The organism is Spirillospora sp. NPDC049024 (genome assembly GCF_040649235.1).
Taxonomy (GTDB): Bacteria; Actinomycetota; Actinomycetes; order Streptosporangiales; family Streptosporangiaceae; genus Spirillospora.
In genome coordinates this window covers 79,410-92,270 of sequence record NZ_JBEZFD010000028.1, presented here as the reverse complement: position 1 = coordinate 92,270, position 12,861 = coordinate 79,410, and the positions used below count along the sequence as shown (strand labels likewise).

Below are 12,861 nucleotides of genomic sequence, written 5' to 3'. Positions count from 1 at the left end.
GCAACAGAAGGTTCGCCGGGGCCGTACCGGCTACGGCCGTGCCGCCTCCGGGCCGTGGCGTTCCAGGGCGGCCATCGAGCCGTCGGCCAGGTGCGCCGTCCAGAACCCGCCCTTGGGCAGGTCCGTGTCGTCCGGCACCTTCTCCCCCAGCTTGCGGCAGAGCCCGGTGACGAGCTCGGAGACGATCTCGCCGTGCGTGCTCACGACCACCGGGGTGCCCGCCATGGAGAGCAGCCGCTCCAAGGCCTGGTCGGGATTCGTCTCGCCGACCGTGAACGCCGCCTCGGTCTCGACGGGCACGCGGACCCGCCGCGCATAGGGCAGGACGGTCTCCAGGCAGCGCGCGGTCGCCGAGCTGACGACCCGCATGGGCCCGTAGGAGTGCAGCAGGTCCGCGAGCTCGGCCGCCTCGGCACGGCCGGTGCCGTCCAGCGGGCGCAGCTCGTCGGCCTCCCGCCACGCGCTCTTCTCCCCCGCGCACCCATGCCGCAGGATCACCAGCGGCGCGGTGTGGAGCGGCCCCTGGAGGAACGCGCGGAGGAGGTCGGCGTCGTGCCGGTAGCTGAGCCGCGCCTCGGCCTCCTCCGCGGGCAGCCAGACCAGCTCGTCCACCTCCTCGTTGGGGGCGAACGCGCTTCCGCCGGCCGGGCGGGCGGCCCAGTAGTCGACCAGCTTGGTCCGCTCGCCGAGCGGATAGGAGACGGTCGGCAGCCGCCGCCCGAGGCGGGGGACGACGCCCGTCTCCTCCTCGACCTCGCGGACGGCGGCGCGCAGCACGTGCTCGCCCGGGTCGACCTTGCCCTTGGGGAACGACCAGTCGTCGTGGCGGGGGCGGTGGATCAGCGCGAACTCGGGGCCGTCGCGCCACAGCAGCGTTCCGGCGGCCCGGACGACGTCAGGCATCGATCGTCCTCCACCGGCGGCTCTTCACCAGGTGGGTCTGGATGTCCAGCAGGGTCTCGCCGGGGAGGGACCGGCTGCGCGTCCAGGTCCCCTCGCCGTCGAGCGTCCACGCGTGGGTGCCCTCGTCCATGGCCCGGTCCATCAGGGCGAGCAGGTCGTCGCGCTGGGCCCGGTCGGTGACGGTGACGAGGGCCTCGACGCGGCGGTCCAGGTTGCGGTGCATCAGGTCGGCGCTGCCGATCCACACCTCGGGCTCGCCGCCGTTCTCGAACGCGAACACGCGGGAGTGCTCCAGGAAGCGGCCGAGGACGCTGCGCACCCGGATCATGTCCGACAGGCCGGGCACGCCGGGACGCAGCGCGCAGATGCCGCGGACCCAGACGTCCACCGGCACCCCGGCCCGCGACGCCCGGTAGAGCGCGTCGATGACCACCTCGTCCACGACGGAGTTGCACTTGATCCGGACGCGGGCCGGATGCCCGGCCCGGTGGTTGTCGATCTCGTGCTCGATCCGCTGGACGAGCCCGGAGCGCAGGCTGTTCGGCGCGACGAGCAGCCGGTGGTAGGAGCTCTGCCGCGAGTAGCCGGTGAGGTGGTTGAACAGGGCGCTGACGTCCTCGCCGACCTCGGGGTCGGCGGTGAGCAGCCCGAAGTCCTCGTAGAGGCGCGCCGTCTTCGGATGGTAGTTGCCGGTGCCGATATGGCAGTAGCGGCGCAGCTGGCCCTCGGACTCCTGCCGGACGATCAGCGCGAGCTTGCAGTGCGTCTTCAGCCCGACGAACCCGTAGACGACGTGGCAGCCGGCGGTCTCCAGCTTGCGCGCCCAGGCGATGTTGGCGCGCTCGTCGAACCGGGCCTTCAGCTCGACCACCACCACGACCTGCTTGCCGGCCTCGGCGGCGCTCATCAGCGCGTCCACGATCGGGGAGTCGCCGCTCGTCCGGTACAGCGTCTGCTTGATCGCAAGGACGTGCGGGTCGGTCGCGGCGTCCTCGATCAGCCGCTGGACGGTCGTGGTGAACGAGTCGTAGGGGTGGTGGACGAGCACGTCCCGCTCACGGATGGCGCTGAAGATGCTGACGTCCTCCGGCAGCGCCTCCTTCGAGGGAACGAAAGGGGAGTACTTCAGCTCCGGCCGGTCGAGGTCGGCGATGGCGGCGAGGCCGCCGAGGTCGAGCGGCCCGACGACGCGGTAGATCTGGCCCTCCTCCACCCCCAGCTCGGAGGTGAGCAGGTCCAGCACGCCCTCGGAGATCGACTCCTCGACCTCCAGCCGGACGACGGGGCCGAACCGGCGGCGCAGCAGCTCGCGTTCGAGGGCCTGGAGCAGCCCCTCGCTGATGTCCTCGTCGATCTCCAGGTCCTGGTTGCGGGTGACGCGGAACGCGTGGTGCTCGACGACCTCCATCCCGACGAACAGCTGCCCGAGGTGCGCGGCGATGACGTCCTCCAGCGGCGTGAACCGGTCGGGGGACGCCTCGATGAAGCGCGGCAGCAGCGGCGGCACCTTCACCCGGGCGAACATCGTGGCGTCGGTCTCCGGGTCGCGGACGATCACCGCGAGGTTCAGCGACAGGCCCGAGATGTAGGGGAACGGGTGCGCGGAGTCGACGACGAGCGGGGTGAGCACGGGGTAGATCCGGTCGCGGAACAGCCGCCGCAGCCGCTCCTGCTCGGTCTCGGCCAGCTCGTCCCAGCGCAGGATGTCGATGCCCTCCTCGCCGAGCGCGGGCAGGATCTCCTTGCGGAAGCAGGACGCGTGCCGCTGCATCAGCTCGTGCGCGACCACGCCGGTGCGCGCCAGCACCTCGCGGGGCTGGCGGCCGCTCGCGGACTGGACGGCCAGGCCGGTCGCCATCCGGCGGGCGAGGCCGGCGACGCGGACCATGAAGAACTCGTCGAGGTTGCTGGAGAAGATCGACAGGAAGCGGACGCGCTCGAGCAGCGGCAGGTCCGGATCCTCGGCGAGCTCCAGGACGCGCTGGTTGAATCTCAGCCAGCTCTCCTCCCGATCGAGGAAGCGGTCCTCGGGCAGCGCCTCGGTCTGTGGGGGGACGTGTCCTGGATTGACGGTCATACTGAAATTTTCCCTGACTTAGGTTAACTAAAGTCGAACTCGCGGGTTCCACCGATGTATCTGATACGTCGATCATTCCCGCGGTTCCCCCAGATCACTCGCTCCCGGCCGCCCGCCTCGGGCTCTGTGGCGAGGTCGCAACGACCTGGCTGCCAGGAGACCTTCACCACACGGCCCCGCGTGGGTAGAACGAAGACCGTGACCACTCACGACCCTTCGCCGCCCACGGTGTTCTGGCCGCGCTGCACCGCCGTCGACGGCTGCACCGGGCGGGCCGCGGGCGGCCTGGGCGGCTGCCCCGCCCACCTGAGCCCCCGCGACTTCGAGCGGTTCGCGGGGTCGCTGCGCCCCGGCGCCGACCTCGACCTGCGCGGCGTCACCGTCCCCATGCGGCTGCTGGACGCGGTGCTCGACGCGGTCACCGGGCCCGACGGGCGGCCCCACCTCGGCCGGACGCGGTTCGACGGGGCGGTGCTGCCGGCGGACGCGGCGCTGCGCGGCTTCTGCGTCGAGGGCGACAGCTCGTTCGACGGCGCGCGCTTCCTCGGCGGGGTGTCGTTCTACGACGCGCGGTTCTTCGGCAACGCCTCGTTCCGGGGGGCGCGCTTCGCCCGCAACGCGTCCTTCCACGAGGCCCGGTTCCACCGGCACGCCTCGTTCGAGGAGGCCGTGTTCACCGGCGACGCCGTCTTCGGCGAGACGCGCTGGCACGCCGACGCGGCGTTCCGCGGCGCCGTGTTCATGGGCGCGGCCTGCTTCGACCGCGCGCGGTTCGGGCGCGACGCGGCGATGCAGGGGGCGTGCTTTCGCGGCGACGTGTCGTTCAAGCGCGTCCAGGTGACGCGGCACGCGCGGTTCGAGCGGGCGCGGTTCCGGCGCGGCGCCTGGCTCGGGCCGCTGGCGGCGGGCGGCCGGATCGCGCTGTCGGACGCGACCGTGCACGGCGGGCTGCGGGTGCACGCGGCGGCGCGGCAGGTCGTCGCCCGCGGCGCGGTCGTCCACGGCGAGGCCGACTTCCGGCTCCGGCTCGCCGAACTCGACCTGGAGGACGCGGTGTTCGAAGGCCCGGCCGCCGTCCGCTCTCTGGCCCACCCGATCCAGGGACTCGCCGAGCCGGCCGCCGCCTCCGGCCCGTCCCGCGTCCGGCTCGTCTCGCTGCGCCGGGCCGACGCGACCCGGCTGCTGCTCGCCGACGTCGACCTCAGCGGCTGCGGCTTCCTCGGGCTGCGGCGGCCGGACGCGCTGCGGATCACCGGCGACTGCGCCTTCGCGACCGCGCCGCGGCGGCGCCCGCTGCGGCCGTGGCGCCGCCGCGGCCGCGCCGTCCTCGCCGAGGGCCTCGCCGGCGACACCGCCCGCGACGACCGGCTGCGCACGCTGTACCAGGCGCTGGCCCGCGCCACGGCCGACTCCGACCGCGACCGCCTCGCCCGCGACTTCCGCTACGGCGCGCTCGAACTGCGCAGGCGCGGCGAGCGCGACCCGTGGCGCCGCGCCGGCCTGCACCTTCTGTGGATCACCTGCGGATACGGGCTGCGGGCGGGACGCGCCGTGGCCTGGCTCGCCGTCATCATCGCGCTGCTGTGCTGCGGCGCGTCACTGGTCCGCCACGACGACCGACCGCGCCACGACAACCGCACGGGCGGCGTCCGCGCGGCGCACATGAGCGCCCGCAACACATAAGCGCCCGGGGGGCCCGCTAAAGGCGGGGGTTGTTTTGTCAGACCCACGCGTAATGATTCGTGTTATGAGCAGAGACACCCATCCGGGGGTGCAGTGCCCGCACTGCCAATCGCATCTCGCGCTCGTCCCCGCGACTGGTGACCCCGTGTCCGGAAACTCCGCCACCGCGCCCATCCCCGTCCTGCCGATCGTCGCGAAGGAGGAATGGCAGCCTCCGCCCGTCGCCGAGGTGCTCGCCGTTTACGCCGGGCGCGCCAAGGACACCGTCACCGCGGCGCGCGGCGCCGCCAAGGTCCGCGAAAGCCTGAACCGCGCCAAGGCCGCCGCCGCGCAGCGCCGGGCCGCGCAGAAAACCGCGCGCCGCACCCCCAAAAGCGCTTGATCACAACCCGGCCACTAACGTCGGAGAAGGGACGGCGCCGCGCCGGCACCGCCCCTTCCGTCAATGACGCCGACCGTCATGACCCCGGCTGTCAATGAGCCCCGCCGTCAATGGGCCGGCCGTCAATGGGCCCGGCCGTCAATGGGCTCAGCGCGGCTTGGCATCCGTCCATCCGGCGGTGAGCTGGGTGGTGGAGTTCATCGTCCGCCCCGCCGGGACTTCCGAGCCCGGAGCCGGCGCCACCATGATCAGCACCCTGGCCAGCGCGGTGCCCGACGCCAGATCAATGATCATTTTTTCCTCGGTCACGCCCTGCCGCGTCTTCTCCCGCACCGCGATGGCGTTCCCCGTCCGCCCCTCCGGATCGGTGACCTTGCCCAGCGACCGCACCTCCGGAAGCTCCGCCAGCATCCGGAACACGGCCGCCCGCACCGCGGAGCTCACCGGAATGTCCATCAGCAGACCGCTCGCCACGGTGTAGAGCCAGCGGTCCTTCGACATCGGCCGGTCCGACTCCGTGTCATGGCCCTTGTACCAGCGCAGCAGATCGGCCTTGAGCCGCTTCGGGTCGGTCGGAAGCGACCGCAGGTCCTTCATGCTCACGTTGCGGCCGATCCAGTACACCTTGTCGCCGCCGACCATCGGGGCGCCGCTGAACCAGCGCGGACCGGGCGCGGTCTTCGCCTTGTACGTCTTCGGGGCGTGCTTGACCCGCAACGACGGGACCTCGACCGTGAGCGTGCCGGGCGACCCGGCACGCCGCCACGCCTCCTCGTCCGCCTTCGTCGCGGGCTTCGCCCCCAGGTTCTGCGAGGCGACCCACAACTTGCCGCCGGGCTTGCGCGGCGTCCAGGTCTCGCTCTTGCCCCGGAGCGTGACGGCGAAGCGCTCGCCGCCCGTCCGGGCCATGTCCGTGGTCGACGAGATCGTCACCTGGTGCCAGTAGGCCCCGGTCGTCTCGGGCTGCCCGTCCGCCTTGTCCGCCGCTGCGAGCAGGACGGTCCTGGCGTCGAGCACCCGCTCGCCGCCCCCGCCCCGCTTGGCCGGCTCCGTCCCGCCATCGCCGGGAGCGATGAGGACCGCCGCCGCGGCGATCGCCCCCGCGGTGGCCGCCGCGGCCAGCCCGAGCCCCAAGACCGGCCGCACCCGCCGCCGCGCACGCACGGCCCCCTCAGGCGCGGCGCTCCCCGCCTCCGCCCGCGGCGCCGCCATGGCCCGCGCCAGCTCCGCCCGCCGCACTCCCTCGTCCACCGGGGCGCTCGGGTCCATCTCCTCAGGCCTGGCATCCCGCAGCACCCGCATCACATCCCTCATGCCGTCTCCTTCTTGATCAATCCGACGCGCGGCCGCGCTCCATGAGCCCCTGTGCCGCCCGCTCTCGGCTCTGCTTCAGCCCGGCCGCGAGGGTGAGGCGGCTCCGGTCGCGTGGGTGCGGTTCGGGGTTCCGGCTGCTCGTCCTCGGCCGCGCGGACCAGGCGGCGGCGCGCGCGGTGCAGCCGCACCCGGAGCGCGGCCGGCGAGCAGCCGACGACCGCGGCGGCCTCGCGCGGCGTCAGGCCCTGCCAGGCGATGAGGATCAGGATCTCCCGGTCCCCCTCGGGCAGCGCCGCCATGGCGCGCAGCACCGCGAGCCGCTCGGCCACGTCCTCGGCTACGTCGCCCTTCTGGCGCGGCGCCCACCGCCTGAGCTCGGCCGCGAACGACTCACGCCGCACCTGCGCGCGGTGCCCGTCGCGCAGCACGTTCCGCGCGACGCCGAGCAGCCACGGCAGCGGCGGGTCGGGGACGTCGGCGAGGCGCCGCCACGCCACGGCGAAGGTCTCGCTCACCACCTCGTCCGCGACCTGTCCCCCGGCGCGGGCGGCGGCGTAGGCCCACACGCGCTGGCGGCACTCGTCGTAGATCGCGGTGAAGCGCTGTTCATCGGGGGCCTCGTCTGCCACCGCGTGCTCCTCCGTCCGTTCAGGTCATGTCACGGGGTAGTGGCGCGGGGGACGGCATCGTTACCCGGCGGCGACCAGATTCGCGCGATCCGGCGGCCCTTTCGTACCTCGGCGTGCCCTCCCGGGGTCCGATGCCTCTAACATTTGCTCGATGGCAAGGGCCTCCCACCTGACATCGACCCGGCCACGCCGGACAGAAGGAGCTGAGACATGGCCGCGATGCCCAGTCGCGGTGCGGAGCGGCTTCTCGGTGTCGCCGGTTCCCCGCACCTCCTTCTCGTCGAGGACGATCCCGGCGACGCGTTCCTGTTCGAGGAGCTGCTGACCGAGGCGCAGCCCGGCCTGCGGATCACCGTCGCGGCCACGCTCGCCGAGGCCCTCGCCGCGCTGCGGCCCGACATCCAGTGCGTCATCGTCGACCTGTCCCTCCCGGACGCGCGGGGCCTCGACGCCCTCCACCAGGTGCGCGAGCACGCGCCGGCCACCGCCGTGCTCGTGCTGACCGGGCTCGCCGACGCGCACGTCGGCGTGGCGGCCGTCGCCGCCGGCGCCCAGGACTACCTCGTCAAGCAGGACGTGGACGGCGCGCTGCTCACCCGGGCGATCAGCTACGCGATCGAGCGCAAGCGCGCCGACGAGTCCGAGCGGCAGCTCGTCGAGGCGCGGGCGCTCAGCCGCGAGAACGCCCGGCTGGAGCGCGGCCTGCTGCCCGTGCCGATCCTGCACGACACGACGCTGCGGCACCACACCCGCTACCGGCCGGGACGCGACCGCGCCCTGCTCGGCGGCGACTTCCACGACACCGTGGAGACCGCCGACGGCGCCGTGCACGCCGTGATCGGCGACGTGAGCGGGCACGGCGCGGACGAGGCGTCCCTCGGCGTCCGGCTCCGCATGGCCTGGCGCACGCTCGTCCTCGCCGGGCACACGGGCTCGCGGCTCCTCGACACGCTCGACGCCGTGCTCCAGCACGAGCGGTGGAGCGACGAGATCTTCACGACCGTCTGCATGGTGACGATCGCGCCCGACCGGCGCGCCGCCCGGGTGTACCGGGCCGGGCATCCGTGCCCGGTGTTCTTCTCCCCGGGCGGCGTGGAGGCCATCCCCGACGAGCCCCGGGGGCCGGCGCTCGGGCTGCTGCCCGGAGCCCGGTGGCCCGCCGTCGACCTGGACCTCGGCGACGAGTGGGGCCTGCTGCTCTACACCGACGGGCTCATCGAGGGGCACGCGGGCGACGAAGGCGGGCACCTCGACCTGAGCGGCCTGCTGCAACTCGCCAAGGCGGCGCACGAGGACGGGAGGCGCGGCGACGTGCTCGTCGACGGACTCATAGCGGAGGCCGAACGGTTGAACGGGGACGTCCTGGCCGACGACCTCGCCCTGCTGCTGCTGAGCCGCGGGGACGACCGGTGACCGCCACGACGTCCGTCGAGAGCGGCGAGGAGCCGCGGCCCTCCGGACCGGGCGCCGTCCTGCCCGGCGCCGAGATCTCCGAGGCGCGCGGCATGGGCCGGGTCCGGCTCGTCCAGATCTACTGGGTCGGCTCCGTCGTCCTCGGCGCCCTCCTGCTGGCCGTGTTCGTGCAGGCCGGGGCCGCGCTGTACGGGAACGAGCGGGCCCGCGACGTCCTGATCGAGCGCGTCGACCCCGCGACGCTGGAGCAGTTCCGGCTGTCGACGGCCGTCACGAGCCAGGACATGGCCATCCGCGCGTACGCGGAGGAGGGCGGGCGCGAGCACGTCGAGCAGTACCGGGCGGCCGTGCGCCAGGAGGCGGCGTCCGCCGCGCGCATGCGCCGCCTCATCGCCGGGGTGTCCGGCCACGAGGAGGTCGACCGGCTCCTCGGCAAGGCCACCGCCGACTCGCGCGCCTGGCGGGCCGGGTTCGCCGACCGGATCGCCGACCGGCCCGGCGGGCAGGGCGTCGACCGCGCCGAGAGCCGGCTGGCGAACCGCCTGCTGGTGCAGGCGCGCGGCGACATGACGCCGCTGCAGACCGGCCTCACCCGGATGCACGACCGGGCCGCCGCGGAGCTGAACTCCCGCGCGCGGACCGCCCAGTGGTCCACGTTCGCCGCGCTCGCCATGGTCGTGGTGGCGGCGGTGCTGCTCGCCGCGGTGTTCCGCCGGACCGTGCTGACGCCGGTGTCGACGCTGACCGGACGCGTCCGCGCCGTCTCCCAGGGCGACTTCGGGCACCGCCTCGACGTCCCCGGCCCGGCGGAGATCAACGAGCTGGCGGCGATCATCGACGCGATGCGCGCCCGGATCATCGACGAGTGGCGCAGCAGCGAGGACAAGACCCGCCTGCTCGACGAGCAGACGGAGGAGCTGCGCCGCTCCAACGCCGAGCTGGAGCAGTTCGCCTACGTCGCCAGCCACGACCTCCAGGAGCCGCTCCGCAAGGTCGCCAGCTTCTGCCAGCTGATCGAGCGCCGCTACGGCGACCAGCTCGACGAGCGCGGGAAGCAGTACATCGAGTTCGCGGTGGACGGCGCCAAGCGCATGCAGGCCCTGATCAACGACCTGCTCAGCTTCTCCCGCGTCGGGCGGATGGCGCGCCCCGAGGACTCCGTCGACCTCGACGACGTCGTCCGGCAGGCGCTCGACAACCTCTCCACGCTGCGCGAGGAGACCGGCGCCGAGGTGGACGTGCCGGAGCTGCCCGACGTCCCCGGCGACCGGACCCAGCTGGTCCAGCTGTTCCAGAACCTCGTCGGCAACGCGATCAAGTTCCGCCGGGAGGGCGTCCCGCCCCGCGTCGCCATCGACGTCCGCCGCGCCGGGGACGAGTGGGAGTTCGGCTGCACCGACAACGGCATCGGCATCGAGCCCCAGTACGCGGACCGGATCTTCCTCATCTTCCAGCGGCTGCACGCGCGCGAGGAGTACTCCGGCACGGGCATCGGCCTGGCGCTGTGCAAGAAGATCGTCGAGTACCACGGCGGGCGGATCTGGCTCGACACCGACGAGCGCGGCGACACCCCCGGGACGACGTTCCGCTGGACGCTGCCCGCGCAGCCTTCGACCGGCGACGCGGATCCGGATGAGTGAGGGCGCGCCCGGCCGCGCCCCGCACGCCGCCTGACAGGTCGAGCGCCGCCGTCCGGCGGGTAGGGGACCGTCAGACCTTCCGGGCGGCGACCTCCGGCGTGGGCCCGGTCCAGTCGACGCACACGATCACGGCGTCGTCCGCGGGCGCGGCGCCCTCGTGGAAGCCGACATAGTGCCGGACCATGGTGCGGACGGCCTCCGGCGGCTCCTGCAAGCGGGTGGCGCGCATCGCCTGGAGCAGCCCGGCCTCCGCGTAGAGGGCCCCGGCGGGCGAGCGGGCGCCGTGCACGCCGTCGCTGACGATGACCAGCCGGTCGCCCGGCTCGACGGTGAACTCCTGGGGCACGTAGCGGGTGTCGCCGAACATCCCGAGCGGCATCTGCGCCTCGAACCCGAGCCGCTCCGAGGTGCCGCCCCGCATCCGGTGGATCATCGGCGAGCCCGCGTCGATGGCCCGGACCCGCCCGTCGGCGAGCGAGAACTCCAGCAGCAGCGCGTCCACGAGCCGCTCGCCCCGGTGCCGTCCGAACACCGCCTCGTCGGCGAGCTCGGCCTGCTCGACGATGTCGCCGCCGGAGCGGCGGGCGTTGCGCAGCGCGCTGATCGCGAGATGGGTGAGCTCCGCGGACTCCGTGCCCGACCCCATCCCGTTGCTGACGGTCAGCGTGAACCGTCCGACGGACGTGGACCAGTCGAACGAGTCGCCCCACACCGCGTACGCGGGCTCCAGCTGCCCCGCGAAGCAGAGCTCGGACGCCCGGTAGGCGGGCGCGGGCAGGAGGTCCCACTGCATCTCGGCGGCCAGCGTCAGCCGCGTCCGCCGCCGCATGCGCCGGTACATGTCGGTGGCCTGGTCGGCGATCTTGAGGGCGCGGGCGAGCACGCCGGCGAAGTCGTCCAGCCAGGGCGGCCCGCCGTCCGGGAGCCGCACCGACAGGACCCCGATCCGCTCCCCCTTCACGGTCAGCGGCAGGTGGGCGAGCCCGGCGCCGTCCTCCCGGACGGTCCGCTGCGACGCGAACGCCCGCCCCGGGGGCGTGTTGTCGACCGGGATGTCGTCGCCGGACGACAGCGTCCTGACGAGGAACGTCTGACGGTAGTCGATCACTAGGACCTCGGCGTCGGCGACCCCGCCGTGCCGGTCGAGCGACTCGGCCGCGACGGAGATCACCTCGTTCGGAGGGGCCGCCCAGATCGCCTTCCTGGCCGCCTCGAACGGCTGGTCCTCACCGGGTGCACCGTGCATCTCGATCCTCGCCTCGTCGCCGCACGGCCCCGGCGGCCGGCGGACCCGCAGGTCCCGGGATGCCGTGGGCGACGTCATATGTAACAGTGGAGGGCATGGTGGCCACGTCGGGTGAGGGCGCCGCGGAGTCCGCGGCCGCGCTCGACGATGCGGCGTCCACCCTCGTGGACGTGTGGTCGCGCGCCCACAATGCCCCGGATGTCCCTATTCCGTCCACGCAACTGCGGGCGCTGTTCGTCCTGGAGCGGGGCCCGGTCAACATCAGCAGGCTCGCCGGCGAGCTCGGCGCGCTGGTGTCGTCGGCGAGCCGGCTGTGCGACCGGCTGGAGGCCGCCGGGCTGCTGTCCCGCGACCCTGGCCGCGACCGGCGCCAGGTCACCGTACGGCTGAGCTCCGACGGCCAGGCGCTCCTCGACCGGCTCCGGCTCCGGCGGCGCGAGGACCTCACCCGCGTGCTGGCCGAGATGCCCGCGCCCGCGCAGGCCGCGCTGCTGTGGGGCCTCGCCGAGTTCCGCGAGGCCGCCACCCGGCCGGACGACGACGGCGGCTCCCTCTCCATGCTCGCCTGACCCGTCCATGAAATCCGTTTTTCGTGAAAAGCCGTGACCCTCCGCAAAACGCCTTCCAAATAGAACGTTATCTACATTTACAATGGCGGCCTCTGGAACGTTTTCGCCATTCCCCGTACGGCCGTCGCCACCACTACTAACATCCCGGCCCATGGCGAGAACACGTGCCCCTCGGCATTCCTTGCGCGCCGTCACCGCGGGCGGGCTCACCGCCGCTCTGCTCCTTTCGGCCGGCGGATGCGGCGGTTCCTCCACCGGGCACAGCGCGGCGTCCGCCGGGACCAAGAGCGGCGACACGACCGGAACCAAGGGCGGAGGCACCGCCGCATCCGCCAAGGTCCCCGACGCGACAACCTACAAGACCCTCTCCGGCGCACCCGCCGACACCATGCCCGACGGGGCCACCGACGGCCTCGTCGTCCACCCGACGAGCCCGGCGCCGGTGTTCGACCGTCCGGCCGGACACCGCTTCGCCACCCTTCCCACCACCGAACTGGGCGGCCCCACGTGGGTGCCCGTGGTGGAGACGTCGGGCGACTGGCGGAGGGTGCTCCTGCCGAGCCGCCCGAACGGGGCGACCGGCTGGATCCCCGGCACCGCACTGACGACCGCGCGCACGCCCTACACCGTCCGCATCGACCTCACCCGCAGGCGGCTCGTCCTGGAGAAGTCCGCACGCCGGGTGGGCCGCTGGCCGGTCGCGGTCGGCGGCGCCAGGACGCCGACGCCCACCGGCCGGACGTTCATCATGGCGACGCTCGCCCCGGCGAAGAAGACGCCGAGCCCGATCGTCCTGCCTCTCGGTACCCACTCGGCGACACTCGACACCTTCGGCGGTGGTCCCGGCACCGTCGCCCTGCACGGCTGGCCCGACGCCTCGGTGTTCGGCAAGGCCGTCTCGCACGGCTGCGTGCGGGTGCCCGCGGACGCGCTCAAGGCGCTCTCCCGGGTCCCGCTCGGTTCCCTGGTGTTCATCACGGCCTGACCGGCCGGCACCGTCCTCAA

11 protein-coding genes are annotated in these 12,861 nt (G+C 73.5%); 6 read left to right on the top strand and 5 right to left on the bottom strand.

Annotated elements, in window-relative coordinates; genetic code table 11:
* Window positions 1–30 precede the first annotated feature (30 nt).
* Window positions 31–903: an NUDIX hydrolase gene (locus AB0C21_RS37330; protein WP_500210729.1), complete on the bottom strand. Its 873-nt coding sequence runs from the start codon at window positions 901–903 to the stop codon at window positions 31–33.
* On the bottom strand, window positions 896–2,980 hold the full coding sequence (locus tag AB0C21_RS37325) for an RNA degradosome polyphosphate kinase (RefSeq protein ID WP_500210727.1): 2,085 nt from the start codon (window positions 2,978–2,980) through the stop codon (window positions 896–898). Before AB0C21_RS37325 ends, AB0C21_RS37330 begins: the two co-directional genes overlap by 8 nt.
* Window positions 2,981–3,178: 198 nt before the next feature.
* Between AB0C21_RS37325 and AB0C21_RS37320 the strand changes: the two genes are divergently transcribed.
* Together AB0C21_RS37320 and AB0C21_RS37315 are read left to right on the top strand one after the other, a co-directional pair.
* A complete protein-coding gene (locus AB0C21_RS37320) occupies window positions 3,179–4,663 on the top strand; it encodes a pentapeptide repeat-containing protein (protein WP_500210725.1) in 1,485 nt (494 codons plus the stop codon).
* A gap of 145 nt (window positions 4,664–4,808) precedes the next feature.
* Window positions 4,809–5,045 (top strand): hypothetical protein, encoded by a 237-nt coding sequence (locus tag AB0C21_RS37315; RefSeq protein ID WP_500210723.1) that lies wholly within the window; start codon window positions 4,809–4,811, stop codon window positions 5,043–5,045.
* A gap of 147 nt (window positions 5,046–5,192) precedes the next feature.
* On the opposite strand, the gene AB0C21_RS37310 is transcribed toward AB0C21_RS37315, so the two are convergent.
* Window positions 5,193–6,359, bottom strand: coding sequence for a CU044_5270 family protein (locus AB0C21_RS37310; protein ID WP_500210721.1), 1,167 nt, complete (start codon window positions 6,357–6,359; stop codon window positions 5,193–5,195).
* Window positions 6,356–6,988: an RNA polymerase sigma factor gene (locus tag AB0C21_RS37305; RefSeq protein ID WP_500210719.1), complete on the bottom strand. Its 633-nt coding sequence runs from the start codon at window positions 6,986–6,988 to the stop codon at window positions 6,356–6,358. The genes AB0C21_RS37310 and AB0C21_RS37305 overlap by 4 nt, the downstream gene beginning before the upstream one ends.
* 210 nt (window positions 6,989–7,198) lie before the next feature.
* Between AB0C21_RS37305 and AB0C21_RS37300 the strand changes: the two genes are divergently transcribed.
* Window positions 7,199–8,401, top strand: coding sequence for a PP2C family protein-serine/threonine phosphatase (locus tag AB0C21_RS37300; RefSeq protein ID WP_500210717.1), 1,203 nt, complete (start codon window positions 7,199–7,201; stop codon window positions 8,399–8,401).
* Window positions 8,398–10,041 (top strand): sensor histidine kinase, encoded by a 1,644-nt coding sequence (locus tag AB0C21_RS37295; RefSeq protein ID WP_500210715.1) that lies wholly within the window; start codon window positions 8,398–8,400, stop codon window positions 10,039–10,041. The genes AB0C21_RS37300 and AB0C21_RS37295 overlap by 4 nt, the downstream gene beginning before the upstream one ends.
* Before the next feature lie 70 nt (window positions 10,042–10,111).
* On the opposite strand, the gene AB0C21_RS37290 is transcribed toward AB0C21_RS37295, so the two are convergent.
* Window positions 10,112–11,287: a PP2C family protein-serine/threonine phosphatase gene (locus AB0C21_RS37290; RefSeq protein WP_500210714.1), complete on the bottom strand. Its 1,176-nt coding sequence runs from the start codon at window positions 11,285–11,287 to the stop codon at window positions 10,112–10,114.
* A gap of 95 nt (window positions 11,288–11,382) precedes the next feature.
* On the opposite strand from AB0C21_RS37290, the gene AB0C21_RS37285 reads away from it, so the two are divergent.
* Both AB0C21_RS37285 and AB0C21_RS37280 read left to right on the top strand, forming a co-directional pair.
* On the top strand, window positions 11,383–11,856 hold the full coding sequence (locus tag AB0C21_RS37285; protein ID WP_500210712.1) for a MarR family winged helix-turn-helix transcriptional regulator: 474 nt from the start codon (window positions 11,383–11,385) through the stop codon (window positions 11,854–11,856).
* A gap of 151 nt (window positions 11,857–12,007) precedes the next feature.
* Window positions 12,008–12,841, top strand: a complete 834-nt coding sequence (locus AB0C21_RS37280; RefSeq protein ID WP_500210711.1) for a L,D-transpeptidase — start codon at window positions 12,008–12,010, stop codon at window positions 12,839–12,841.
* Window positions 12,842–12,861: the final 20 nt, after the last annotated feature.

What these genes read in the sequence shown, in the direction of transcription:
- AB0C21_RS37280 (WP_500210711.1), top strand. Translation starts at nt 12,008, where the DNA reads ATGGCGAGAACACGTGCCCCTCGGCATTCCTTGCGCGCCGTCACCGCG.
- AB0C21_RS37300 (WP_500210717.1), top strand. Translation starts at nt 7,199, where the DNA reads ATGGCCGCGATGCCCAGTCGCGGTGCGGAGCGGCTTCTCGGTGTCGCC.
- AB0C21_RS37290 (WP_500210714.1), bottom strand. Translation starts at nt 11,287, where the DNA reads ATGCACGGTGCACCCGGTGAGGACCAGCCGTTCGAGGCGGCCAGGAAG.
- AB0C21_RS37310 (WP_500210721.1), bottom strand. Translation starts at nt 6,359, where the DNA reads ATGAGGGATGTGATGCGGGTGCTGCGGGATGCCAGGCCTGAGGAGATG.
- AB0C21_RS37285 (WP_500210712.1), top strand. Translation starts at nt 11,383, where the DNA reads ATGGTGGCCACGTCGGGTGAGGGCGCCGCGGAGTCCGCGGCCGCGCTC.
- AB0C21_RS37330 (WP_500210729.1), bottom strand. Translation starts at nt 903, where the DNA reads ATGCCTGACGTCGTCCGGGCCGCCGGAACGCTGCTGTGGCGCGACGGC.
- AB0C21_RS37325 (WP_500210727.1), bottom strand. Translation starts at nt 2,980, where the DNA reads ATGACCGTCAATCCAGGACACGTCCCCCCACAGACCGAGGCGCTGCCC.